We start from the raw sequence: 24,823 nt of genomic DNA, 5'->3' as shown, positions 1-24,823 counted from the left end.
GCTCAAAAGGGCAGGGGCTGCGGCCCAGCGCGAGTCTATCGATTGAAGGGCTGGCCCGCGCCGAGCCTTGCCCCCCCTCAACAACAAATGAACGCTCGCAGCCAGGCACTCAGCGCGGCTTCACTTCGGCTGAAAGCCCGGCAGGCCTGCTTGCCAAAGGAAGAAGGCCCAACGGTCGGCCGTGCGTTGCTGGCCTTGGATGCGCGTGGAGCCCACGCCGTGGCCGGCGTCGTATTCCAGGCGCATCAGCACCGGCTTGCCTTCGGGGTTGGCGGCCGCAAAACGGCTGCCCACCTTGGTGCTCATCCACACATCCACGCGGGTGTCGTTCACTCCATGCTCAAACAACAGCGCCGGGTACTTGGCGCCTGGCTGGATGTGCTCATAGGTGCTGTTGTTGCGAAGGGCGTGGAACTCCTCTTCGATCTTCACCGTGCCGTATTCGGGGATGTTGCCCGCGCCATTGGCGCGTGTCTCGCTGCGAATCTGGTCGAGATTGCCCACGCCCAGGGCGGCGGATGCAAACAAATCGGGCCGTTCGGTGACGATGCGGCCCACAAAGATGCCGCCCGCGCTGCCGCCATACACCGACAGCCGCGCCGCCGAGGTGTAGCCCTGCTGAATCAGCCATTCCGCGGTGGCAATGCCATCGCGCCAGGTGTTGAACTTGCTGGTTTTGTGGCCGGCCTTGTGCCACTCATCGCCCAGGATGCCGCCGCCTCGCGCATGGCAGATCACCATCACCCCGCCTTGCTCCAGCCAAGCCAGGGTGCGCAGGTTGAAGCTCGGCTCTTCCACGGTGCCATAGGCGGCGTAGCCATAGAGCAGGGTGGGGTTGCGGCCGTCGAGCTTGATGTCGCTGCGCGAAATGATGGACACCGGCACTTCCACGCCATCGTGGCTCTTCACTTTGACCTCGCGCGCCATCACGCCGGGCGGCACGTCAAACTTGCCTTGGGGCGCCAGGCTCAGCGCTTTGGGCGCGCTGTCTTTGGCGGCTAGGAAGTAGTGCTGGGCGGTGCGCGTCCAACTGGAGAGTTGCAGCACCACGCCGGGCAGGTCGGCGTCGCCGTTGGTGTCGGTGTTGGCCAGGGTCACATTGCCTTCAAAGGGCAGCTTGATGGCTTGCGCTGCAGCAGCCGCGGCACCCACTTTCCCGCCGTGCGGCAGGCGGTACAGCTTCTTGGCCGCGCCATCACGGCGGGTGAAGTACAGGCCTTCTGGGGCCGAGGCCATGCTTGTGATCACTGCCGCGCCACCGGGCACCAGCAGCTCGGCACGGGCCATGTCCGCCTGCGGCAGCGCCAGGCGCAGCAGCTTGTAGCGCGGCGCCTCCTTGGCCGAGCGCAGGTACAGCCAACCCTGATGGGCGCTGACCTGGCCCACCTGCGCGGACTGGTCAAACACCTTGCGCCATTGCGGCTTGCCGGCCAGCAGCGCCGCAGTGTCCGTCATGTACAGCGATTGGTAGCGGCTCACGCCGTGTTGCACCACGGCCAGGGCCACGCCTTGCCCGCGCAGCAATTGAATGCTGGCGTTGTCGGAACGGTCCAGGCCCAACTCCGGGTGCACCGTGGGGCCAAACACCGCCACATCTTGGCCCGGCTCGGCCAAACGCCGCAGGTAGACCGTGTTGTCCATGAAGCGCTCGGCCCGCGGGCGCTTCTCCCAGTCTTGCGCCAAGCGGGAGTAGAAGAAGCCCGAGCCGTCATCCAGCCAGCTCGCAGCACCGCCGCGAATGCGGTCAATCGCAGGCATCACCTCTTGGCCGGTTTCGGTGTTGATCACATGCAGGGTGCCGATCTCGGCACCGCCGGCCGAGACGCTGTAGGCCACCAAGGCGCCATCGCGGCTGTTGCTATAGCCGCCAATGGCATGCGGCTTGCCCGTGGCCTTGGCTAGTGCTTCAGGGTCCACCAGCAGCTTCTCGGCGCCGTCAAAGCCTCGGCGCTTATAGAGCTTGAACTGGTTGTCGCTGGCCAAGCGCTTTTCGTAGAACAAATTGCCCTTGGCATCGCGGTTCACCTCGCTCACATTGGCCGGCACCTCGGCATCCAACTCCTGAATGCGCTTGAGCAGCTGCTCCCGGCCCGGCAGGCGCGCGAGCACCTTCTCTGTGGCCTCGGCCTGCGCCTTCATATAGGCCTGCACGCCGGGCTCGCCCAGGTTTTCCAGGCAGCGGTAGGGGTCTTCAATCTTCACGCCCCAGTAAGTGTCGGTCACAGGGCATGGGGCATGCACAGCGGGCATCTCCACGCCAGCCACCGTGGCTGCTTGAACAGCAGCAGGGAGTTGCGCGGCGCTCAGCGCCATGGCAAGGGCAAGGGTTCTATTCAAAAGGCTTCTCCAGCGAGGGGGCGTGGAATGTAAAGAAGGGCTGAAGCGTAACCCAGCGGTGGATTGGCGGTTGGTGTGGCTGGAGCCTAGGACGAGTAGGGCGCTTGCTTGCGCATACAACAACGGTCAGAGCGCGCCTGCCGTTGAGGTGCGGAGGAATGCCAGGTGGCAATACATCAGGGTCAGGTTTTGACTACAGATTAGAGACCTGACCCCGTCTGCTAACCTGACGTTGTAGAGATTGCAAATGGAAGGAGAACTCTGGTTACCAATTGTGCAAGTACTGACAAAGGACTGCGAGTACAAAGCCCACATCCCTTAAGTTCATAATTGCCAGACTTTACGGCTGCCCGCCAGTGAGGGCCCGAAGACAGATCGTATGCTCCAGAGTTGTACGTCACAGACACTCTGCGTCTTGTGTTTCCGTCCGATTGCAAAGTGTGCCGAATTTGAGAAGAGCTTATGGCGCGCTTTCCAATTTCGATTCGGTGCGAGCAGAGCACTTGACAAAAAATAACTATTTATGAATCCATTGTTGCGCTGGGCCGGAAGCAAGCGAAAGTTGCTCCATGAATTACGCGAGTTAGCTCCGCATTCATACAAACGATACATAGAACCCTTCGCCGGTTCAGCTGTACTTTTCTTCGACCTTCTTCCTTCAAAGGCTGTGCTTGGCGACCTAAATGCTGAAGTAATCGCCACATACCTAAGCGTACGCGATGACCCACTAGATGTAGCTCGGCATCTCTACTCGATCCCGCAAACAAGAGATGCGTACTACTTAATGCGTCAACTAGATCCAACTGGATTGAGTAACTCGCAGCGAGCGGCGCGCCTTATTTTTCTCATGAAAAGCTGCTTTAATGGCGTCTATCGCACTAATAGAAGCGGTGTATTCAATGTGCCTTTGGGGAATCGATTTTTTACCCTGCCATCAGTGAGCGCTCTTGAATCAGCATCCGAGGCTTTACAAAAAGTTGAATTGATCACTGGTGACTTTTCAGCATCAATAGCCACTGCATCAGACGGAGATTTCGTTTATCTCGATCCGCCATACAGTGACAGTACTCGGTTTCGCGGAGAGTACAGCTATCAAGGAGCATTCCAGTGCGCTGATTTAGAAAGATTGATAGACACATGCAAAATAATATCGGGAAAAGGTGCAAAAGTGCTCCTTTCTTTCAAGGAGTGCGATAGCGTATGTGATTCACTGCCCGACTGGAAAATAAAACGTCTAGATGTCAGTCGTAGTGTTGCAGGTTTCGCAGGCTCGCGCCGTAGCGCGCGGGAAGTTTTGGTATATAACTACTAATTGCGCATGGCCGAACGAAGAATTCGAATTGCCCTTCTAAGTGATTTGCATGCATTTCAGAAAGGGCACGGCAGTGCAATGGGCAGCTCGTACTTACCAGCGAGCCCTCGGCCTAGTGATCCAGATCCGTTCGGTGATCTTGATCAACTAATTTCACGTGAAAAGCTGACTTGCGACTTGGTTATGTGCCCGGGGGATATTTGCGACAAAGCTGATGTTGGAGGCTTTCAGTATGCATGGACAAAGTTGCATGCACTGAAGGAGGCACTAGCTGCGAGGCAACTTATTGCTACGTGCGGCAACCATGATCTCAATTCAAGGCTGCTCGAATCGGACGAGGACCCGGACCCTAAGGGCGCCCTACAAACCGTCCATCCTCAGTTTCCATTCGAGGACACCGAGTTAACTGACCATTTTTGGTCGAGAAATTTCGCACTATTCAAGCCAATGGATGGAATAGTGACGCTTGTTTTGAACACTAGCGCATACCATGGCGGAAATTCTGATGAAATTCACCATGGACGAATATCCCAGCGAACGATTTCTGCAATTGAAAAGAAGCTGGAGAGTTTTGGTGATGGGAATATAAACATACTCCTCTGTCACCACCACTTGCGCCCACTTCAAGGGCTATGGGGAAAAGCACCCGATGGGGAGTACATACGAAAAGGGCCTGAGCTTCTAAAGACTCTGACGAAATGCACTGCTTCGCCCTGGCTTATCTTGCACGGACACCGACATATACCTAACCTCGAACATTCTTATGACCCATCCTGCATTATTGTTGGGGCATCGAGTTTTTCTGCTCAAGTTCAAGGGAAGCACAATCAATTTCACATACTTGACCTCACCCAGGATGAAAGTCGTGCACAACCAGTAAAGGGGGTCATTGATACCTGGAGTTGGAGCGTCACGGGCGGCTGGCAACGGAGGCATATAGGGCAAGGCGAAGATGGATTTCCTCCGGAGTGCGGTTTTGGATCCGACTCCCACCCTCGACTAATGGCCAATGAGATATCCAAGTCTTTCGAGGGGGATCCAAAATACCTAGATTGGTCCGCTGTAATATCGCAAAATCCGGAGGTTCGATTTCTGACGCCTGAACATTTCAGTCAAGTCGAAGATCTATTATTAAAGCGTGGCATAAGCCTAAATCGAAGCCGTGATGGCCGAGTATCACAAGTCGGAAAATCAAAATGACTACCTCGCCCCCGGCATCTCCGTTTTTTGGAGCCTACAACGCTCGCCACATTAATTCAGAGGAAGTGGCTAGGCAGTTTGTCCCCTCTAGAAAATTTTGGGAATTAATTGCACTTAGAAACTCCTTGCTCATTGGGCCAAGAGGCAGTGGAAAAACTCATCTGTTGAAGATGCTTCAACCTAAGGCATTGGCTGCGTGGTCGGGGCCGGATGCATCGACAGCTCGTTCGAAGATCTCATTTTGGGCAGTATTCACCCCAGCCGATATCAATTGGAAAACACAAGTAGACCAGCGGGCGCGCTCATTAGACCCCGAGGTTAGAAAAGGTTTTGTTAATGCAGTATTTCTGTCTCATTTCCGAGAGGCATTCATCTCTTGCATACTTCAGCTGACTCGTGATCGCCCTGCGGTCGACCATGGAAACGGGGAAAGTCGAGTTGAACTTTCGAAAGAAGACGAAACCACGCTCTGCATAGCATTGGCAAATGCTTGGGATCTACCACTTGGTGTACCCTCTTTAGGCGGCCTTAGGGTTTCCTTGGTGCGAGAACTTGCCAACCTTGGATCTCCTGCTTTCCTTACTTCGCTAACGCCGTACATGACTCGTTTGACCTCCATGACCGTTTTGGGGGTTGCGAGAGAAATCGCCGAGCATTTTGCAAACGTTACGGGCCGGTATGACGGGCGGTGGGCACTTTGTTTCGACGAACTTGAGATTGCGCCGGTATCCATTCAGAATGATCTTTTCCAATATCTTCGCTCTACTGATCAGAGATTTGTATTCAAACTTGCTATTAGCCCGTCAAACGATGCCTCTGCCCTGTTAAATAATCAAGAGACTGCATCTGCGGGCAATGATTACGACCCTATTCCCTTATGGTTTGTAGACCAGGGCGAGCGCGACCAGTTCTGCCTACGGCTTTGGGAAAAGCACGCCGAAGGCACCTTGGCCGCACCTATATCACCCCAATCGATTTTGCAACGTTCGCGCTTTCAGTTTGCGAATGAAATAGCAACATCCGGCCCACGTCGCTATTCTGAAGCTAGCGGATGGAAAAGAGACTTCGAATATTTGGAATCAATCGATGCAAGTTTTGCAAGCTATCTTGCCGACAGAAGAATTTCCACGGCCGCACTCAATTCAACGCCTAGAGACTTTATGGACAAGGCTGTTCGCAAAGTTGCGCCTATTGTTGGATTCAGGGCGGCGTATCTTGAGAAATCAAAGGATGCAAAGACGCCTTGGCCAGTTCGCAGAAAGTTAAAGACGGCCTCGCCAGATATATTTTCAGGATGGGAGGCTGTCTGTACCGCCACAGAGGGTAATCCGCGTTGGTTTAGTGGAATTGCATCGCGCCTAATATTAAAGTGGTCCCAAAGCGTCAGTTCAAGGTCACTTACACGTGAACAACAAACAAACGAACTTCAGGCTTCTGCAAAAAAGTTCTTGGCGTGGATTAATGCAGTGCCCGTTGAACCGCAGGCTATGAGCATCAATCATCTAAGCCTGTATGACCTAATTACTTCCCTTGCTAGATATTTTGAGCAGAGCGTGCTTGGCAGAAAATTCACAGCGGACCCCGTTCTCGCATTTGTTGTAGACAAAGGTACGCCTATACATATTCAACGATTGGTTATGACGGCACTAAATATTGGTGCAATTGTAATTGTCGACGACGAAGATATAAATTTTACTGCTGCTACACCTGTGGGGCGTAGTTTTCGTCTTGTTCATTTGCTCGCTCCTCACTTCAACTTGCTTATGCGGAAGGGGAAGGCGGTGAATTTGTCTACAATACTAAAAGTTAACTTAGACAGGCAACTTGGTCTTTTCTCATAAGCATATGAAGAACGTTCGACCAATTTTTCGATCAATCGATTCGAGTGCCTTTCAGCAGTCAGACTACGATTTGTCGATTTTCGCTTTAGGTTTCGAGTCAAGAGCTACGAACCTATTGAGCGATGTAGCTGCGCGGTCCAAGAAAGTGGTGGCTCTCGGATTCGACCACGGTCATGAGCTTTTCTACGCCAAGAATACTGAGAATTTCGAGCGGTCCGGCGGGTTTGTTTTCAATAATTTGACTGACGAGCAATTTGAAGAGAAATTTCAAAACCTAGTCAGCGAACTTGACTGGAATGCTGGGAATACTGTTTTTATTGACATATCGTGCTTTAGCCGCTTCAGGCTCGCTGCTATTGTTCACGTTCTTTTCGAGAGCTTAGGTGCCCAGAATGGCGCACTCAACGTGGACTTTGGCTATTCCGTGGCCGAATTTTGCAAACCAAGCACAGATCGAAGCCCTAATACAGTTGTCGGCCCAACCCATGCAGCGTTTGCTGGGTGGTCACAAGATGGATATTCGACTACTGCTGCAGTGCTGGGATTGGGTTACGAGCAGGATCAAGCACTTGGTGTCGTGGAATACCTGCAGGCAGGTGAAGTTTGGGCCTTTACACCACACTCACCGGTTGTAGAGTACGAGAATGAAGTGGCTATGGCCAATGACCTCTTGATAAACGAAATTCCGGAGAACAGAGTTCTAAAATACGACGTCCAAAGCCCGGCCAGAGTTATATCTACAATAGAATCTGTCGTACGAGGATTATGCGAGGCTCACAGCGTAGTGCTTGTCCCGTTTGGACCCAAGATTTTTGTTTTGTGCGCTTTGCTCGTTGCCGCAATGCGCCAAGATGTGGCAGTTTGGCGAGTAAGTCAAGGGAGTAGATTGGTCCCTTCCGATAGGCGCCCGAGTTTAATAAAGATTGGGCTCCGGATGGAGTTCCACAGGAATTTCGACATGACTGATGCTGTGTAAATATATAGTCTTGAAAAAGGCTATTCCATCTCCATTGGAATCGATAAATCACTATTCTCGGACTCGTCGTGGTGCAGGGTAGGTAATCCGAAATGTCAAATATTGCGGTGCAGGGTTGCAGGCATTAGGTTTTAGGCCCAAATCTCCCCAACCTTTTTGAGTCGACTGTCCATAACGGATTAGTTCAGCTGTTTTCATTCGGTCGTGGAATGGAGATTCTTGTAGTCAAGACCTGACCCCAGGTATCTCCGCCACTAGTTTGTATCGCAGCAAGCCGTCGTGTAGATGTGGCTTAGCTAATAGGCTTAACGGTTGTGTCTATGCCAATGTGTGGGGTCCTGAGCAATTCATCTCTGCTGGCATGATGCCCCCAGTTTTCTTTCTACCCGCCTGCCACCCATGCTCACCCCCCAACCCTTCGCCACTCAAGCTCGCCGTCACGTCTTGCGCACCTTTGTCACCGGCTTTTTGACGGTGCTGCCCTTGGTGGCCACGCTGGTGCTGCTGGGCTGGGTGATGTCTTTGTTGATGGACTATCTGGGGCCCAAGAGTGTGTTGGGCCATACGCTGGGGCGCCTGGGGTTGCCGCTGACCGAGTCGCCGTTTGCTGCCTATCTGATCGGCCTGGGCGTGGTGCTGGTGTTTGTGTATCTGCTGGGCTTGCTGGTGGAGACGCAGTTGCAGCGGCGGGTGAAGGCACTGCTGGAGAGCCTGATTGCGCGCATTCCGGTGATCAGCACGGTTTACGACTTGCTCAAGCGCATGATCGAGATGATGTCCAAGCGCGACGAGGCCGGCGTGCGGGCAATGGCGCCGGTGTGGTGCCATTTCGGCGGCGTCAAACCCGAGGGCGGCGCGCTGGTGCTGGGCCTGTTGTCCAGCCCGGAGCCGGTGGACATTTGCGGTGTGGCTTACCTTGCGGTGCTGGTGCCCACCGCGCCGGTGCCAGTGGGCGGCGGCTTGTTCTATCTGCCGCAAGACTGGGTGCGCCCGGCCGAGATTGGCATGGAAGGGCTGACCAGCTTGTATGTGTCCATGGGCGTGACCACGCCCGAGGTCTTGGGCAGCGCTAAGAAGGCTCGCTGAGGCTGAGCAAGCAGCTAAAAAAGCTCAGGCCGGAAACAAGTGCTGCCGCAGGCCTTCGCAAGCGTCTTCAACAATGTCCAGCACCTGCTCAAAGCCCTCGGGGCCGCCGTAATAGGGGTCGGGCACGGCTTCGGCCGATGCGTGCAGGCAGAACTCGGTCAGCAGGCGCAGCTTGCTTTGCGTCTGATCGGCCGGGCAGCGCTGGCGCAGCAGGGCGAGGTTGTTGGCGTCCATGGCCAGCAGCAGGTCAAAGTGCCCAAAGTCGCTGGGCTGCACCTGGCGGGCGCGCAGGGCCGACATGTCGATGCCGCGTTGCCGCGCATGGGCTTGCGAGCGCGGGTCGGGCGGCTCGCCGATGTGATAACCGTGAGTACCGGCGGAGTCGACTTCGCAGCGATGCGACAGGCCGTGGGCGCGCAGTTGTTCGCGGAACACCGCTTCAGCACTGGGGCTGCGGCAGATATTGCCCATGCAGACAAACAAAACGCGGATCGGACCAGGGCTCATGGCAAGGCAAAACAGGAGGCTTGGGAACAGCCGGCATTGTGCCTAGCCGTTCCGCCCTTGTTCTCTGCTTAGCCTTCAGCCACCAAGCGCACGGCGCGGCCATTGAGTCGCTGGGCCAGCGCGGTCGCCATGCGGGCGGCCTGGCTGTATACCGTCATCTGCGGATTGGCGCCAATGCTGGTGGGGAAGATGGAGCCGTCGTGCACCGAGAGGTTGGTGATCTGCCAATGCTGGCCGTCCGGCCGCACCACGCCCAGCTCGGCAGAGCCGGCCATATTGCAGCCGCCCATCACATGGGCGCTGCCAATGGTGGTGATGTAGGGCCGGTAGGGCAGGGCTTGGATGGCGGCTTGGGCTTCCTTCCAACTGCCGTAGGCGCTGGCCATGTCGTGGGCCGGGCGCACGCTCTTGGCGCCGGCAGCGAACTGGATCTCGGCCATGGTCAGGTGGGCGCGGCGGGCGCCGTCGAGCAGGTAGTCGGTGATGGGGTAGTCCAGCACCGGGCTGCCGTCGCTCTTGAGCTTGACGGTGCCGCCAATGGCTTGCGGGTGGAAACCGTCACGCAGCAGGCCGATCAAGACGCTGGTGTGCGGGAAGTCTTTGGCCTTGTCCACCAAGGTCTGGCCCAGGCCACCGAGGTTGGTCATGGCAAAGCCGGGGTGCACCGGCGCGGTTTCCAGCTTGTAGCCAATGGGCCCATTCATTGCCTGGGTGTGCAAGAAATGGTCGGAGAAGACCGCCAACGGTGCGCCGGCCCAGCCGTTCACCGCCTCGGGCATGACGCCGCTGCTGGCCACGGTGGGGTGCAAAAAGGTGCGCTTGCCCAAGAGTTGATGCGGGTCAGGCAGCTTGGAGCGCATCAAGAGCGCGGGCGAGTTGATGGCGCCGCCCGCCACCACATAGTGCTTGGCCTTGACTTGCAGGGCCGGGCCAGCCGCGCTGCCATCCGTGTGAATGGGCAGGCAGCTCAGGCTTTCGATTTGTTCGCCGCTCCAGCTGAAGCGCTCGGCGCGGGTCTGCACCAGGAGGCGCGCGCCGAGGTCGAGCGCGGCTGGAATGGTGGTGACCAACATGGACTGCTTGGCATTGGTGGGGCAGCCCAGGCCGCAAGAGCCCAGGTTCCAACAGCCTTTGACATTGCGGTTGATGACGGGCGCCGGAATGCCCAGCTTCACCGCACCCCGCTGAAGCACGCTGTTATTGCCGTTCGGCTCGGTCAGCCAGGGGCTGATGTTGAGGCGCTTTTCGACTTGATCGAACCAGGGCGCCATGCTGGCGGCGCTGATGTCTTTGAGCCCGTAGTTTTGCGCCCAGTGGTCCAGCGTGTCGGCCGGGGTGCGGAAGGAGCCGGCCCAGTTCACCGTGGTGGAGCCGCCCACGCAGCGGCCTTGCAGCACCGGCATGGCCTGGTCAGCGGTCTTGCGGCCTCCGCCTTCTTGGTAGAGCTGCGAGTAGGCATCGGACTCGCGCTGACGAAAGTCGCTGCTGGACTTCAGCGGCCCTTCTTCAATGATCAGCACCTGCAAGCCGGCCTTGGCCAGCAGCTCGGCGGTGATGCCGGCACCGGCGCCGCTGCCGATGATGGCCACATCGCAGTCGATGCGCTCGGGCAGGGCTTTCTGTCCGGGGCCAAAGACTTGCCAGCCGCGCGCCAGGCCTTCTTTGATGGGGTCTGCAATCGAGCTCATGGAATGGTCCTCGGTCCGGGGTAGCCGACCAGCGCCCAACTGCTCGGGTCATTGAAAAAGATCAGCGTGTTGAGATCGCGCAGCGCGTGATAGACCTGCTGGCGCAGGCTCACGCTGGACTGGCTCATGCCCTGCAGCGCGGCTTGCACTTCGGCCACCGAGGCCTTGGCCCAGTCGCTGCTCAAGCCGGTCAGGCCCAGGCGCCCAGGGGCCGTGTCCAAGAGCATCAAGACCTGCGACAACTCGGCCCGCAAGGCTGGCGGAAAGCCTGCAATGCCGGCTTCGAGCTGGCTCAGATGCAGCGTCAAGCGGGCTTCGCGGGCGGCGGCCTCTTGCGGCAGCAGGCCGTCGAACAAGGCCACGGCCACGGCGCGCATCAGCTGGCGCGCCGGTTCGCCCAGTTTTTTGTTGTCATCATGCAGGCCGGGCTTCATCAGCAACGCGGCTGCGCCGCCGGCCACCGCCAGCACCACACCGGCGCCCAGGCCCAGTTTGAGAAGGCTGCGTCTTTGCATATCAGGCGACCTTTTTCAGCAGACCCAGCAAGCGGCTGAAGGTCTTGCCATACGGGGGGTAGAAGAGCTTTGTGCCGGCGAAGCGGGCTTGGCTGAAGATGGGCTTTTCTTTGCTGAAGGTGCGAAAGCCCCACTCGCCGTGATAACTGCCCATGCCGCTGGCACCGACGCCGCCAAAGGGTTGCTCTTCTTGGCCCAAATGCCAGATGCAGTCATTGATGGTGACGCCGCCGGCATGGCTTTGCTCCATCACGCGCTGCTGCATGGCGCGGTCTTGGCCGAACCAATACAGGGCCAGCGGGCGCTCGTGTCGGTTGATGTAGGCCAGCGCTTCGTCCACCCGGTCATAGGGCACGATGGGCAGCAGCGGGCCGAAGATTTCTTCGCGCATCACCGTCATCTCATCGTTCACATCCAGCAGCAAATGCGGCGTGAGCGCGCGGCCGCTCAGTGGCCCTTCATGCGAGGGCAGCAGGCGTGCGCCGCGTGCGCGGGCGTCGTCCAGCAGGCCTTGCAAGCGGGCGCGGTGGCGTTCGCTGGCGATATGGGTGTAGTCGGCATTGCCTTCCAGCGCGGGGAACATCTTGCGCATCGCTTGCAGGATGGCTTGCGCCAGCGGCTCCACCATCTCGCGCGGCACCAAGAGGTAATCGGGCGCGACGCAGGTTTGGCCGGCGTTCAAGAGCTTGCCGTAGGCCAGGCGCTCGGCCGTCATTTGCAGGTGGCAGCTGCGGTCCACCAGGGCGGGGCTCTTGCCGCCCAGCTCCAGCGTCACCGGGGTCAGGTGTTGCGCGGCGGCTTGCGCCACATGGCGGCCCACGGCGGTGGAGCCGGTGAAGAACAAATGGTCAAAGGGCAGCTGGCTGAAGGCGCGGCCGACATCGGCGTCGCCGGTGATGACTTGCATTTCTTCGGGGGCGAAGAACTCGGCCACCATCTTGGCCATCAGGGCCGAGGTCGCGGGCGTCAGTTCCGAAGGCTTGATCATCACCCGGTTGCCCGCCGCCAGCGCGGCCAGTGCTGGGGCCATGGCCAGGTAGAAGGGGTAGTTCCAAGGTGCGACGACACCGACCACGCCCAGTGGCTGCCGCAGCAGTTGGTTGCTGGCCGGCAAGAAATGCAGGGCGGTGCTGACGCGGCGCGGGCGCATCCAGCGGCGCAAGTGCTTTTGCGCATGCTTGGCGCCAGACTCGACGGTGAATACATCGGCCAGCAAGGTTTCTTGCCGGGCGCGGTTGCCAAAGTCTTGGGAGATGGCGTCGGCCAATTGATCGGCGTACTTGGCCGTCATATGGCGCACCCGCTGCAGGCGGTCATGCCGGATGGCGTAGCTGGGGTACATCTCGGCTTGATAAGCCGCACGCTGCAACTCCAGCGCCAAATGCAGACGCTCTTGCAAGGTCTGGTTCATCGCAGTCTCCTAGGTGTTCTTTCTTATGCCCCGAGGCTAAGCGCAAACCCGCCGCTGGCCAAGGGTGTTGGCCCTCGGCTAGAGGCAGCTGCCTAGGAATGGTTGGAGGAGGGCTGGCGTGGTCCGCGGCGGCAACTGTCACTTCTGCTCGCAGGGTGGCAGCAAATCGTGCGTGCACTTTGTGGCCGGTGGGGCTATCGTGCGGCTTTGCTCATCCGCCAAGGAGATCCCATGATGACCCAGACGATGACTCGAAGCCTTTGTGCCCTTGCCTTGCCCTTGTTTCTAGGCGCTTGTGCCGTTCATGTGCATGACCGTGGGGCTGGCAAGCCCATGGACGCCAAGGACGGTATGCATGAACACATGGCCGGGATGATGGGCAAGGTAGGCGCGGCGAGCTTGTCGCCTGCTGCCTCCGGCGCGCAGGTCTCGGGCTTGGTGGTCTTTCATCAGATGGACGGCCATTTGATGGCCAATGTACGGATTCGCGGCTTGGAGCCGATGAGCGTGCATGGCTTCCATGTGCATGAGAAATCATCTTGCGCCAGCGCCGACTTCAGCAGCGCCGGTGGCCACTTCAATCCCGATGGCAAATCGCATGGCGAGCAAAGCGGCGAGCGCCACGCCGGCGATATGCCCAACCTCACCGCCGATGCGCAAGGCATGGTCGACCAGAAAATCATGCTGCACGGCCTGACCCTGGCCGCCGGTGAACGCAGCATCGACGGCCGCACACTGATCTTGCACGCCAACCCCGATGACTTCAAATCGCAGCCCGCCGGTAACTCCGGACCGCGGATTGCATGCGGTTTGATTGCGCGTTATGGCTGATTGCTTGGATTAGGCGCAAAAAAGCCCGCAGCTGCGGGCTTTTTCTTTGATCGGTGGGGCCAAGCGGATGGCGCTTGGCGACCGAACGATCAGTGACGGAAGTGACGCACGCCGGTGAAGACCATGGCCACGCCGCGCTCGTTGGCGGCGGCGATCACTTCTTCATCGCGCATCGAGCCACCGGGCTGGATGACGCAAGTGGCGCCGGCATCGGCCAGCACGTCCAGGCCGTCGCGGAAGGGGAAGAAGGCGTCGCTGGCGACGACTGAGCCCTTCAGTTCCAGACCGGCGTTGGCGGCCTTGATGGCGGCGATCTTGGTGGAGTCGATGCGGCTCATCTGGCCAGCGCCCACGCCCAGAGTCATGCCGCCGCCGCAGAAGACGATGGCATTGCTCTTCACATACTGGGCCACGGTCCAGGCGAACATCAGGTCGTCAAGCTGCTGAGCGCTGGGCTGCAGGGTGGTGACGATCTTCAGGTCTTCGCGTTGAAGGAAGTGGTTGTCGGCGCTTTGCAGCAGGATGCCGGAACCGATGCGCTTGCTGTCGCCGAGGTTGCGGCCTTGCAGCCAAGGGGTTGCACCGCCGGGCGGCAGGTCGATCTGCAGCAGGCGCACATTGACCTTGGCCTTGAAGATCTCCAGCGCTTCGGCGCTGAAGCTCGGCGCCATCAGCACTTCGACGAATTGCTTGGAGACGTGGGCCGCAGCGGCGCCATCCACCTCGCGGTTGAAGGCGATGATGCCGCCGAAGGCGCTGGTCGGGTCGGTCTTCAGGGCCTTGGCATAGGCTTCGGCGGCGTTGGCGGCCACGGCCACGCCGCAGGGGTTGGCATGCTTGACGATCACGCAGGCGGGCACGTCGAAGCTCTTGACGCACTCCCAGGCGGCGTCGGAGTCAGCGATGTTGTTGTAGCTGAGTTCCTTGCCTTGCAGCTGTTTGCCAGTGACCAGCGAGCCGGGGGCGGGGTAGAGGTCGCGGTAGAGCGCGGCGGTCTGGTGGCTGTTTTCGCCGTAGCGCAGGTCTTGCACCTTGACGAAGCTGCTGTTCATCTGGCCGGGGTACTCGGACAGCGTGCCTTCTTCGGTGCGTGCGCTCAAGTAATTGCTGATTGCAGCGTCATATTGAGCGATGCGGTTGAAGGCAGCCACGGATGCCGCAAAGCGGGTCTTGTCGCTGGTCTTGCCGTTGGCCTTCAGCTCGGCCAGCACTTGGGCGTACTGGCTGGCGTCGGTCAACACGGTGACGTCTTTCCAGTTCTTAGCGGCGCTGCGCACCATGGCCGGGCCACCGATGTCGATGTTCTCGATCGCGTCTTCCAGCGTGCAACCGGGCTTGGCCACGGTGGCTTCAAAGGGGTAGAGGTTGACGGCCAGGATGTCGATCATGGTGATGCCGTGCTGAGCGGCGGCGGCCATGTGCTCGGGGAAGTCGCGACGCGCCAGCAGGCCGCCGTGCACCTTGGGGTGCAGGGTCTTGACGCGGCCGTCCAGCATCTCGGGGAAGCCGGTGTGGTCGGCCACCTCGGTCACGGGCAGGCCGGCATCCGCCAGCAGCTTGGCCGTGCCGCCGGTGGACAGCAGGCGCACGTTCAGGGCGTGCAGCTCTTTGGCGAATTCGAGGATGCCGGTCTTGTCGGACACGGAGATGAGTGCGGTCAGTTGGGACATGGTCTTCTATCGGATGGGGAAGGGGGAGGGCGCGCGCGAGCTCAGAGACTCAGAGACTCAGAGCAGCTTGTGCTCGGTCAGCTTGCGGCGCAGGGTGTTGCGGTTGATGCCCAGCCATTCGGCGGCCTTGCTTTGGTTGCCGGCGGCGCGTGCCATCACCACTTCCAGCAGGGGCTTCTCGACGACTTGAATCAGCATCTCGTGCATCGAGTGCGGTTCTTCGCCGTCCAGATCGCGGAAATAGACTTCCAGGTTTTCGCGCACGCAGGCATCGATCGGTTTCGGGGTCATGCCTGTAGCCTCAGTTCTTCTTCGTTGTCATTGGCAGTGATTGTTGAATCTTCTTGCCGCTTGGCAAGATAGGGCAAGCGCTCATATTGCGCCGCCAGCTCGTCAAACCAGGCGCCCAGGGCCTGGACTTGCGCCGCGCTGCTCTCCAGGCGGTTCATGGCTTGACGGAAATCTTCACCTCCGGGCAGGTCGACCACGGCCCAGCCGATGTGCTTGCGCGCGGTGCGCATGCCGGTCAACTCGCCGTAAAGGCTGTAGTGGTCGTGCAGGTGTTCGATCAGCCAGTCGCGGGCCTGCAGCACGGTGGGGGCGGGCAGGGTCTCGCCGGTGGCCAAAAAGTGTGCCATTTCGGCAAAGATCCAGGGCCGGCCCTGGGCGGCGCGGCCAATCATCACCGCGTCGGCGCCGGTCTCTGCCAGCACTTGCTGGGCTTTTTGCGGGGAGTCGATGTCGCCGTTGGCGACCACCGGAATCTGCAGCGCCGCTTTCACCGCCGCGATGGTGCGGTACTCGGCCGAGCCTTTGTAGCCCTGCTCGCGGGTGCGGCCATGCACCGTCACCAGGGCCACGCCGGCGCCTTGGGCGGCCAGGGCCAGGCGCAGCGCGTTCTTCTCGGTTTCACACCAGCCGGTGCGCATTTTCAGCGTGACTGGCACGCCATGCGGCGCGGCGGCTTCGACCACCGCTTCAATGATTTGCAAAGCCAGGGGCTCGTCTTGCATCAGGGCCGAGCCGGCCCATTTGTTGCAGACCTTCTTGGCCGGGCAGCCCATATTGATGTCGATGATCTGCGCGCCCCGGTCGATGTTGTACTGGGTGGCTTCGGCCATCATGGCGGCATCGGTGCCGGCGATCTGCACCGCGATGGGCCCGGCTTCGCCGTCGTGGTTGGCGCGGCGCGAGGTCTTCAGGCTGCTCCACAAGTCTTTGCGCGAGGTCACCATCTCGCTGACCGCATAGCCCGCCCCCATGCGCCGGCAGAGTTGCCGGAACGGCCGATCGGTGACGCCGGCCATGGGCGCCACAAACAAACGGTTCGGCAATAGATGAGGGCCAATCTGAAGGATTGGCGGCTGAGCTTGCATGGGTGGGGGAGACCCGGAGGAGGGTGGTCGTGCCTAAAAAAGAGGCAGAAGTATACCTTTCTTGCGCCGGCCGTCCTGGGTGGGTTCGGTTGGTGGACTTGCTGGCCCAGACCTAGCGGCCAGTTCGCTCGCCATAATCGCGCCAATGGAAAGTTATCTCGAAGCCGCGATTCACGGCCTGCTGGCCTTTCTGGCCCTGCCGAAAGTAGGCCTCGTCAGTGTCTTTCTGATCGCCCTGGTATCGGCAACGCTGCTGCCGCTGGGCTCGGAGCCGGCGGTGTTCTTGCTGATCAAGGCTGACCCGACGATGTTCTGGCCGGCGGTCGTGGTGGCCACCGTCGGCAATACTTTGGGCGGAGCCATCAGTTGGTGGATGGGTTATGGCGCCGAGCGTGCCTATGAGCGCGCGACGCACCGCAAGCCGCCGAATCCGCGGGCCTTGGCTTGGCTGAATCGTTTTGGCGCCAAGGCTTGTTTGCTCAGTTGGCTGCCACTGGTGGGCGACCCCTTGTGCGCCGTGGCCGGTTGGCTGCGCCTGCCTTTTTGGCCCTGTGTGGCCTATATGGCGGTCGGCAAATTCGCCCGCTATGTGCTGATGACGGCCGCCTTGCTGTGGGTATTCCCTGGGGGGCTTTAACCCCCCAAAAGGGCGGGGCCGCCGTGCTTGCGTGGACAATGGCCGCTTGCCCACCGCAAAACCATTTCACTCATGAGCACACCCGCTTACACCGAGCTTCATCAACGTCATCAACGTTTGCATCGTCTGGCGCATTTGCAGTCGATCGCGCAATGGGACCAGTCGGCCAATATGCCGTCCAAGGGCAACGAGGCCCGCTCGCTGGCGCTGGCCGAGATGGGCGGCCTGCTGCATCAGCTGGCCACCGAGCCGCAACTGAAGGGCTTGTTGGACGCCGCTGCGGCCGAGCCGCTGAGCGCCGACCAAGCCGCCAATCTGCGGGAGATGGGCCGCGCCTGGCGCGCTTCGAACGCCTTGCCGCAAAGCCTGGTGGAAGCCAAGTCGCTGGCCAACTCGCGCTGCGAACACGCGTGGCGCGCCCAGCGCCAAGCCAATGATTGGGCTGGCTATCTGCCTTTGTTGAAGGAATGCGTGCGCCTGGCGCGTGAAGAAGCGCGCTGCTTGTCTGAAAGCAGCGGTCTGGGCCTGTACGACGCCTTGATGGACCAATACGAGCCGGGCATGCGCTCGGCCGAGGTTGACCGCGTGTTTGGTGATCTGCGCAGCTGGTTGCCGCAGCTGATCAAAGAGGTGCAGGCCAAGCAAGCGAGCGAAACCGTGCTGCGCCCGCAAGGCCCTTTCACCAAGGCCGCACAACGTGCGCTGGGCCTGGACGCGATGCAGCTGATGGGCTTTGATTTCGAAGCTGGCCGCTTGGATGAAAGCGCTCACCCCTTCTGCGGCGGCGTGCCCGAGGATGTGCGCATCACCACCCGCTACCGTGAAGATGACTTCCTGCCCAGCCTGATGGGCACCATCCACGAAACCGGCCATGCGCGCTATGAGCAAAACCTGCCGCAGGACTGGCTGGGCCAGCCGCTGGCGCAAGCGCGTTCCATGGGCTTGCACGAGAGCCAAAGCCTGAGCTTCGAGATGCAATTGGGCTGCCACCCGGCCTTTGCCAAGCTGCTGAGCCCGCTGATCGCCAAGCACCTGGGCGCGCAAGAGGCTTTTGAGCCAGCCAATCTGAACCGTTTGTTGACCCGGGTGCACAGCGGCTATATCCGTGTGGATGCCGATGAGGTGACCTACCCCGCCCATGTGATCCTGCGTTACGAGATCGAGCGCGCCCTGATCGAAGGGCAGATCGAGTGCGAAGACATCCCCGCTCTGTGGGACGCCAAGATGATGGAGCTGCTGGGCGTGGACACGCGCGGCAACTTCAAAGACGGCTGCATGCAAGATGTGCACTGGAGCGGCGGCCTGTTCGGCTACTTCCCTTGCTATACCTTGGGCGCCATGTACGCGGCGCAGTGGTTTGCCACGATGCGCCGGGCCCGCCCGAATCTGGACGCCGACATCGCCGCCGGCAATCTGGCGCCGGTGTTCGACTGGCTGCGCGCCAATATTTGGCACCAAGGCAGCCGCCTGGAAACGCCCGATCTGGTCAAGGCCGCCAGCGGCGAAACGCTCAATCCGGCGCACTTCAAGGCGCATTTAATGAGCCGCTATCTGGGCTGATGCCTGGGTGCTCAAGGCAAAAGAAAAGGCAGCTCAATGAGCTGCCTTTTTGTTGTGACCCTCGTAGGAGGGCTTGCTGGCTGAGCGGCGTCGTCCGGTCTCTACCCCTTTCGTCGCCTCAGCCCGCGTCCGAGGCCTCAGCCTTGGTTCTTGCGGCGCTTGATCAGGCCCATGGCCAGCAAACCACCGGCCAAGAGTGCCAAGCTGCTGGGCTCAGGTACTGCGTTCAAAGCGACTTTGTCCAGCGAGGTGCCGTAGCCGTCAGAAACGCCGCGAGCGGCGAAGCTCAGGGTTTCGATCTTGCCGGTGCCCTGGAAGCGGGTGCTGAAGGTGTCCCACTTGGTCACCGTGCTGTTGCCCACCACACCGTTGTGGCCGGCAAAACTCCATTCGATGCCATTGCTGGCGGCGCCCTTGTTGCTGTCAGCGCGGTTGGCGAAGCTGAAGCTCAGCTCATACCACTGGCCGGCGATGGTGGCGATGGCTTGGCTGATGCTGGAGTTGCTGTAGACGTCCAACTCGGCGAAATTCTTGCCGTCGAAAGCGCTGCCGGCAGAGTTGTTGCGCAGTTCGATCTGGTTTGCGCCGACCGTCCAGCCAGAGAGGCTCTTGTAGGTGGTCCACTGACCCGCGGTCAGGCTGTTGGCTTCAAAGCTGCCGTTTTGCACCAGGTTCGGGCTCAGGCTGGGGCCGGCGGCGGCCAGCACTGGGGCGAGGGCCAAGGCCAGAGAGATGATTTTTTTCATTAGAGAAGTACTCGTGATTGCTTGATTCGCAATGCCTGGAACATTGCTGTCGACATCGCCATTGATTTTGCTTGGCTCGCGGTTTTCGGTCAGCCCCGCAGGCCGAGGGGGCTGGCACAGCGTTCGTGAATTTGTGCGCAGAAAAAACACCCAATGACTGGGCTTTTCTGGTTTTTGAGCGCGCGGGTGCGCTAGGGCAAATGAAGGCGCGTCGCCTCGTCGTGGCGCTTAAACTTTGCGCAAACGGCTTTCGATGCGGTCCAGCGCGCGCCGCAGGCGCTTCAAAGCGCCCGCCGTGCGGGCCTGGGCACCGATTTCGAGCTCGCCCAGCAGGCGGCTGTCGAGGTCGGCCAACACCTCTTGATTCAAGCTCAGGCCGTGGCGGGCCAATTGCGGGCCCAAGGTATCGGCGCGGGCCCGCAGGGCGGCGCGGGTGGTTTGGTAGGCATGCTCGGCCAGATGGTGGCGCTGTGAGTAGCTGAAGGTGTTGGCCATGAACATCTCGGCATCCCGGTGGTCCGGTTCGAATAAGGCGATGTCGGTGTTCGGGTGCGTGTGTTCGTAGCGCTTGATACCTAACTCCAAGCGCGAGTGGATCAGCGAGCGGAAGGTCTGGCTCATCACCAGCGGGAAGCCGCCGTCCACCAGGTGTGGAATGCGGGCGCGCTTGGCGCGGGTGGAATTGGCGGGGTCAGACTCGTAGGGCACCAAGGGGTTGAGGCAGATCAGCAGATCCAGGCCTTCCTTCAACAGCACTGAGGCATGCAGCGTCTTCTTCAGCGCGCCGTCTACATAATGCCGACCTTCGATGGCAACCGGCGGGAACAAGCCGGGCAGGGCGGCGCTGGCTTGCACGGCTTGGGAGATGGGAACGTGATCCCAGCCCGGCAGACCGAAAGGCGTGGCTTCGCCACTGTCCAGATCGGTGGCGACCAAGACCAGGCGTTTGTTCAGTTGTCGGAAATCATTGCTGCGACCGGGTTGGCTGAATTGCAGCTGCAACTGCGCAGCCAGGGCGTCGCCCGAGAGCAAGCCGGTCGGCAGGGCAGCGCCGAGCCGCTCGAAAGCGCCCAGCACCGAGCGGCCTTGCACCAGGGTGGCCCAGCTGGCTTTGGCCAGCAGGCTGGGCAAGAGCTGCAGTCGATCGAAGTATTCCTGCCAGGCAGGTTGCAGCAACTCCGCCGGGTCCACGCTGTCAGGAGCCGGGGCGCTGTTCTCGATAAAGGCCGCGCACAGCTCGCGCGGGCCTAAACCATTGGCCAGACCGGCGGCGATGAAGCCTCCGGCGCTGACGCCGATATAGCTGTCGCAGTCGGTGAAGGTCAGGCCATCGATGGCCTCTTCGAGGGCGCACAAAGCGCCAATTTCATAGATGGCGCCGAGCGGGCCGCCACCGGCCAAGGCCAAGCCGATGCGTGGGCTGACTTTGGCGGGGCGCCGCTTTGCGGGCGACGCCTTGGCGATGGCTTTTTGCAAACTCAATCAGCCTTGGTCTGGGCTCAAGCCTGCACTGCGGCCGTCACGGCCTCGTTCACCGCTGCCGTGGTGGCGGCGACACTGGCGCTGGCCTTCTTGACGGCCTTGGTGGCAGTCTTGGCCACGGTCTTGGCGGCGGGCTTGGCGGCCGCCTTCACGGCGGCGCCGGTCTTGGCTGCAACCTTCTTGAAGGGCGTAGCGATCGGGGCAGCGGCAGTCTTGGCAGCGGGCTTGGCCTTGGCGACCGTTTTTGCGGCGGCTTTGACAGCAGTTTTAGCCGCAGCCTTCACCTCAGGCTTGGCCTTGGCAGCCGGCTTGGCTGCTGCCTTCTTCACCACGGCAGCCGGCTTGGCCGCAGCCTTGGCGGTCTTGCTGGCCTTCTTGGCGGGCGGCTTGATGCCGACGGCGGCGCTCAAAGCGTCGATGCGTTCGATCAACTCGGCCACGTCCTTGGCCGAGGGTACGCCCAGGCGATTCAGGGCGCGGGCAACGCGGTCTTCAAAAATCGATTCCAGCTTGTCCCAGTGTTGGCCGGCCTTGCTGCCCACATCGCCGGCCATGCCGGTGACCTTGCTGGCCATGGCGCCGAGCTTTTCTTCGGCAGCTGATTGGGTTTTCTTTTGCAGGCTCATGCCTTCTTTCACCAGGGCTTCAAACACTTTGCCGCCTTCGCCTTGTGCCTTGGCAAAAGCGCCCAGACCAGCCGCCCAGATGTGCTGGGCCGAATCCTTGATGCCTTGCGCCAGATTGCCTTCCAGCAGGCCAGCCGGCAGCGCGCCGCCGAAGGCTCCATTGGAAGCGGTGTTCTTTTTGGCAGCCATCTTCTGAAGCTTCTTGACCATGTTGTCAGTCCTTTTGCGGTGGTTGGCGCACGGTTTGTGCGGAGAATGGTTTCACTATAGATCGCTCTGCAGCCGCTGTAACGGCCGAACCTAGACAGTGTCCCCTACCTAGGGAGGCCTCACCACCGGGGTTTCGAGCCCTTGGCGCGACTTTTTCAAGTGCCCATCCGCGTCGGATCTCTGCGGGTAATCGCGCAGCGATGGCCTTGCTAGGATGGACAAGAATCACAGACAAATCAGTTCTAACAGGAGACCTCAGCATGCAATATTTCGTCACCGGCGCGACGGGCTTTATTGGCAAGCGCTTGGTCAAGAAGTTGCTCTCTCGTCGCGGCAGCACGGTTCACTTTTTGCTGCGCGAAGAAAGCCGCGACAAATTGCCTGAGCTGCTGGCCTTCTGGGGGGTTAGCAAAACCCGGGCCTTGCCCGTGTTTGGTGACCTAACGGGCAAGAAGCTCGGTGTGGCGGCGGATGATATCAAGCGGCTGAAGGGGCAGATCGACCACGTGTATCACCTGGCAGCGGTCTATGACCTGAAGGCCGACGAGGCCAGCCAGATCGCCGCCAATGTGGATGGCACCCGCAGCTTGGTCGAGTTTGCGCAAGCGATTGATGCGGGCCATGTGCACCATGTGTCGTCGATCGCTGCGGCCGGCTTGTACGAAGGCGTGTTCCGTGAGGACATGTTTGACGAGGCCGAGGGTCTCGACCACCCCTACTTCATGACCAAGCACGAGAGTGAAAAAATCGTGCGCAAGGAGTGCAAAAAGCCTTGGACGGTTTACCGGCCGGCCATGGTGGTGGGTGACTCCAAGACCGGCGAGATGGACAAGGTTGACGGTCCTTACTATTTCTTCAAGCCCATCCAGCGCCTGCGTCAGATCTTGCCGCCTTGGATGCCCTCGATCGGCCTGGAGGGTGGGCGCGTCAACATCGTGCCGGTGGACTATGTGGTGGATGCGCTGGACCACATCAGCCATCTGAACAGCAAGGTGTCCGGGCGCTGCTTCCATTTGGTGGACCCGGTGGGCTACCGCGTCGGCGATGTGCTGGACATCTTCTCCAAAGCCGCGCATGCGCCGAAGATGAACCTCTTCATCAACGCCGCCTTGCTGGGCTTCATCCCGAAGAGTGTCAAAAAGGGCTTGATGGCGCTGGCACCGGTGCGGCGAATCCGGCACGCGGTGATGAAGGACTTGGGCCTGCCCGAGGACATGTTCACCTTCATCAATTACCCGACCCGTTTTGACTGCCGCGAGACCACGGCGGCGCTGAAGGGCTCGGGCATTGCCTGCCCGAATTTGCACGACTACGCCTGGCGGCTCTGGGACCATTGGGAGCGTCATCTCGACCCCGACCTCTTCATCGACCGCAGCCTGCGCGGCGCTTGCGGCGGCAAGGTGGTGTTGGTGACCGGCGGCTCCAGCGGCATCGGCTTGGCGGCCGCGATCAAGTTTGCTGAAGCCGGCGCGATCACGGTGATTTGCGCGCGTGATGAGATCAAGCTGGCCGAGGCGGTGACGGAGATCCGCAGCAAGGCCGGTGAGGGCGCGCAGGTGCACAGCTTCTCGGCCGACATCGCCAATGAAGAAAGCTGCAAGGCCATGATCGACTGGCTAACGCAGACCTTTGGCGGGGTGGACTTCCTGATCAACAACGCCGGCCGCTCGATTCGCCGCGCCATCGAAGGCAGCTACGACCGCTTCCATGACTACGAGCGCACCATGCAGCTGAACTACTTCGGCTGCTTGCGGGTGACCATGGGCTTGTTGCCCGGCATGGTGGCCAAGAAGAAGGGCCATGTGGTGAACATCTCCAGCATCGGCGTGCTGACCAATGCGCCGCGCTTCTCGGCCTATGTGGCCAGCAAGGCGGCGCTGGATGCCTGGACGCGCTGCGCGTCCAGCGAGTTTGCTGACCAGGGCATCACCTTCACCACCATCAATATGCCTTTGGTGCGCACGCCGATGATTGCGCCGACCAAGATCTACAACAATGTGCCGACCCTGGCGCCCGAAGAGGCCGCCGACATGGTGGCGCAGGCTTGCATCGCCAAGCCGGTGCGCATCGCCACGCGTTTGGGCATCACCGGCGAGCTGATCCATGCGCTGATGCCGCGAGTGGCGCAGATCGTCATGAACACCAGCTTCCGCATGTTCCCGGACAGCGATGCGGCCAAGGGCGAAAAGTCCGGCAAGTCGCAACTCTCGCCGGAAGCGATTGCGATGCAGCAGATGATGAAGGGGATTCATTTCTGAGGTCAGGCTTGAACTTCGCGCCACAAGCGCCCCGCTGGCAAGTTCAGCTGGGCGGCTTGTCTAAGCGAGCGCTCTTGGAGGAGCTTGCGGTTCAGCAGGTTCAGCTGAACCCCATGGCGCGTGAGCTGTTCGAGAGCACCGCCTTTCCAGAAGGCACGGCTGGCTCGGTGCTGAACTTGGTGGCGGTGACGGTGGCTGACTTGGGTTTTGCCGCTGGCGCGACCCTGCCTGAGTTGCTGGCGCAAGCAGAACGCTTGGGCCTGAGGCCCTGTCCTGTCGAGACGGCGCCTTTCTTCAGACTTCAGTATCTGGATCAGTCAGAAGACCCGACGGGCCAGACCCAAATCAAAGGCCAAGCGCCACCGGGGGCTCTGACTGTGATTTCCCAGCCCTTGGATTCCAGTCCGGATTTTCCAAAAGGCTTTTACCTTCGCAAGGCGGAGGGCTGCTTATGGCTGCGTGGCTATCGCTCCGACGATTTGCACCGTTGGAACGCGAGCGATTGCTTGGTGTTTGCTGAATAGTGGCAAGGGTGTCCGGCTAAGCGAGACCTG

The 24,823-nt window shown here is 60.2% G+C and carries 21 protein-coding genes; 10 read left to right on the top strand and 11 right to left on the bottom strand.

Annotated elements, in window-relative coordinates:
* Window positions 1–120 precede the first annotated feature (120 nt).
* Window positions 121–2,337 (bottom strand): prolyl oligopeptidase family serine peptidase, encoded by a 2,217-nt coding sequence (locus LNV06_RS06670; RefSeq protein WP_263537421.1) that lies wholly within the window; start codon window positions 2,335–2,337, stop codon window positions 121–123.
* A 523-nt stretch (window positions 2,338–2,860) separates the two neighbouring features.
* Between LNV06_RS06670 and LNV06_RS06665 the strand changes: the two genes are divergently transcribed.
* The 5 genes from LNV06_RS06665 (at window position 2,861) to LNV06_RS06650 (ending at window position 8,752) form a co-directional block, all read left to right on the top strand.
* Complete coding sequence (locus LNV06_RS06665; protein WP_263537420.1) at window positions 2,861–3,649, top strand: DNA adenine methylase; 789 nt, start codon at window positions 2,861–2,863, stop codon at window positions 3,647–3,649.
* Window positions 3,650–3,655: 6 nt separating this feature from the next.
* A complete protein-coding gene (locus LNV06_RS22640; protein ID WP_411970063.1) occupies window positions 3,656–4,849 on the top strand; it encodes a metallophosphoesterase family protein in 1,194 nt (397 codons plus the stop codon).
* Window positions 4,846–6,690 carry an ORC-CDC6 family AAA ATPase gene (locus LNV06_RS06660; protein WP_263537419.1) on the top strand — a complete coding sequence of 615 codons (1,845 nt, stop codon included), beginning with the start codon at window positions 4,846–4,848 and terminating at the stop codon, window positions 6,688–6,690. The genes LNV06_RS22640 and LNV06_RS06660 overlap by 4 nt, the downstream gene beginning before the upstream one ends.
* A gap of 4 nt (window positions 6,691–6,694) precedes the next feature.
* The gene (locus tag LNV06_RS06655) at window positions 6,695–7,666 is read left to right on the top strand and encodes a hypothetical protein (protein ID WP_263537418.1); all 972 of its coding nucleotides are present in this window, start codon (window positions 6,695–6,697) and stop codon (window positions 7,664–7,666) included.
* A gap of 399 nt (window positions 7,667–8,065) precedes the next feature.
* Entirely contained in the window at window positions 8,066–8,752 is a 687-nt protein-coding gene (locus LNV06_RS06650) for a DUF502 domain-containing protein (RefSeq protein ID WP_263537417.1), read from the top strand.
* 24 nt (window positions 8,753–8,776) lie between these two features.
* Here LNV06_RS06650 and LNV06_RS06645 read toward each other — a convergent pair whose 3' ends face one another.
* The 4 genes from LNV06_RS06645 to LNV06_RS06630 all read right to left on the bottom strand — a co-directional run bounded on the left by LNV06_RS06645 (window position 8,777) and on the right by LNV06_RS06630 (window position 12,873).
* Complete coding sequence (locus LNV06_RS06645; protein WP_263537416.1) at window positions 8,777–9,259, bottom strand: low molecular weight protein-tyrosine-phosphatase; 483 nt, start codon at window positions 9,257–9,259, stop codon at window positions 8,777–8,779.
* Window positions 9,260–9,327: 68 nt separating this feature from the next.
* Complete coding sequence (locus LNV06_RS06640) at window positions 9,328–10,947, bottom strand: GMC family oxidoreductase (RefSeq protein ID WP_263537415.1); 1,620 nt, start codon at window positions 10,945–10,947, stop codon at window positions 9,328–9,330.
* A complete protein-coding gene (locus LNV06_RS06635) occupies window positions 10,944–11,462 on the bottom strand; it encodes a hypothetical protein (RefSeq protein WP_263537414.1) in 519 nt (172 codons plus the stop codon). The genes LNV06_RS06640 and LNV06_RS06635 overlap by 4 nt, the downstream gene beginning before the upstream one ends.
* A gap of 1 nt (window position 11,463) precedes the next feature.
* Entirely contained in the window at window positions 11,464–12,873 is a 1,410-nt protein-coding gene (locus LNV06_RS06630; RefSeq protein WP_263537413.1) for a coniferyl aldehyde dehydrogenase, read from the bottom strand.
* Window positions 12,874–13,104: 231 nt separating this feature from the next.
* On the opposite strand from LNV06_RS06630, the gene LNV06_RS06625 reads away from it, so the two are divergent.
* Window positions 13,105–13,704, top strand: coding sequence for a superoxide dismutase family protein (locus LNV06_RS06625; RefSeq protein ID WP_263537412.1), 600 nt, complete (start codon window positions 13,105–13,107; stop codon window positions 13,702–13,704).
* An 89-nt stretch (window positions 13,705–13,793) separates the two neighbouring features.
* Here the strand turns inward: LNV06_RS06625 and purH are convergent, their stop codons facing one another.
* From purH to dusB, 3 genes are read right to left on the bottom strand one after another with little or no spacing between them, the layout of a single operon-like run.
* The gene (gene purH / locus LNV06_RS06620) at window positions 13,794–15,374 is read right to left on the bottom strand and encodes a bifunctional phosphoribosylaminoimidazolecarboxamide formyltransferase/IMP cyclohydrolase (protein WP_263537411.1); all 1,581 of its coding nucleotides are present in this window, start codon (window positions 15,372–15,374) and stop codon (window positions 13,794–13,796) included.
* A 57-nt stretch (window positions 15,375–15,431) separates the two neighbouring features.
* Window positions 15,432–15,665 carry a Fis family transcriptional regulator gene (locus LNV06_RS06615; protein ID WP_263537410.1) on the bottom strand — a complete coding sequence of 78 codons (234 nt, stop codon included), beginning with the start codon at window positions 15,663–15,665 and terminating at the stop codon, window positions 15,432–15,434.
* The gene (dusB, locus tag LNV06_RS06610; RefSeq protein ID WP_263537409.1) at window positions 15,662–16,750 is read right to left on the bottom strand and encodes a tRNA dihydrouridine synthase DusB; all 1,089 of its coding nucleotides are present in this window, start codon (window positions 16,748–16,750) and stop codon (window positions 15,662–15,664) included. The genes LNV06_RS06615 and dusB overlap by 4 nt, the downstream gene beginning before the upstream one ends.
* Before the next feature lie 145 nt (window positions 16,751–16,895).
* On the opposite strand from dusB, the gene LNV06_RS06605 reads away from it, so the two are divergent.
* Window positions 16,896–17,387: a YqaA family protein gene (locus LNV06_RS06605; RefSeq protein ID WP_263537408.1), complete on the top strand. Its 492-nt coding sequence runs from the start codon at window positions 16,896–16,898 to the stop codon at window positions 17,385–17,387.
* A 72-nt stretch (window positions 17,388–17,459) separates the two neighbouring features.
* A complete protein-coding gene (locus tag LNV06_RS06600) occupies window positions 17,460–18,947 on the top strand; it encodes a carboxypeptidase M32 (RefSeq protein ID WP_263537407.1) in 1,488 nt (495 codons plus the stop codon).
* Window positions 18,948–19,084: 137 nt separating this feature from the next.
* On the opposite strand, the gene LNV06_RS06595 is transcribed toward LNV06_RS06600, so the two are convergent.
* The 3 genes from LNV06_RS06595 to LNV06_RS06585 all read right to left on the bottom strand — a co-directional run bounded on the left by LNV06_RS06595 (window position 19,085) and on the right by LNV06_RS06585 (window position 22,011).
* Window positions 19,085–19,693: a DUF642 domain-containing protein gene (locus LNV06_RS06595; RefSeq protein WP_263537406.1), complete on the bottom strand. Its 609-nt coding sequence runs from the start codon at window positions 19,691–19,693 to the stop codon at window positions 19,085–19,087.
* Window positions 19,694–19,921: 228 nt separating this feature from the next.
* The gene (locus tag LNV06_RS06590) at window positions 19,922–21,175 is read right to left on the bottom strand and encodes a patatin-like phospholipase family protein (RefSeq protein WP_318013445.1); all 1,254 of its coding nucleotides are present in this window, start codon (window positions 21,173–21,175) and stop codon (window positions 19,922–19,924) included.
* 17 nt (window positions 21,176–21,192) lie between these two features.
* Entirely contained in the window at window positions 21,193–22,011 is an 819-nt protein-coding gene (locus tag LNV06_RS06585) for a phasin family protein (RefSeq protein ID WP_318013444.1), read from the bottom strand.
* A gap of 260 nt (window positions 22,012–22,271) precedes the next feature.
* On the opposite strand from LNV06_RS06585, the gene LNV06_RS06580 reads away from it, so the two are divergent.
* Window positions 22,272–24,269, top strand: a complete 1,998-nt coding sequence (locus tag LNV06_RS06580; protein WP_263537405.1) for an SDR family oxidoreductase — start codon at window positions 22,272–22,274, stop codon at window positions 24,267–24,269.
* A gap of 8 nt (window positions 24,270–24,277) precedes the next feature.
* Window positions 24,278–24,793, top strand: a complete 516-nt coding sequence (locus LNV06_RS06575) for a hypothetical protein (RefSeq protein ID WP_263537404.1) — start codon at window positions 24,278–24,280, stop codon at window positions 24,791–24,793.
* Window positions 24,794–24,823 lie beyond the last annotated feature (30 nt).

This window comes from Paucibacter sp. Y2R2-4, from assembly GCF_025717535.1.
Classification (GTDB): Bacteria; Pseudomonadota; Gammaproteobacteria; order Burkholderiales; family Burkholderiaceae_C; genus Paucibacter_A.
The sequence above is the reverse complement of the archived record's forward strand: the minus strand, read 5'-3'. Positions and strand labels throughout refer to the sequence as shown.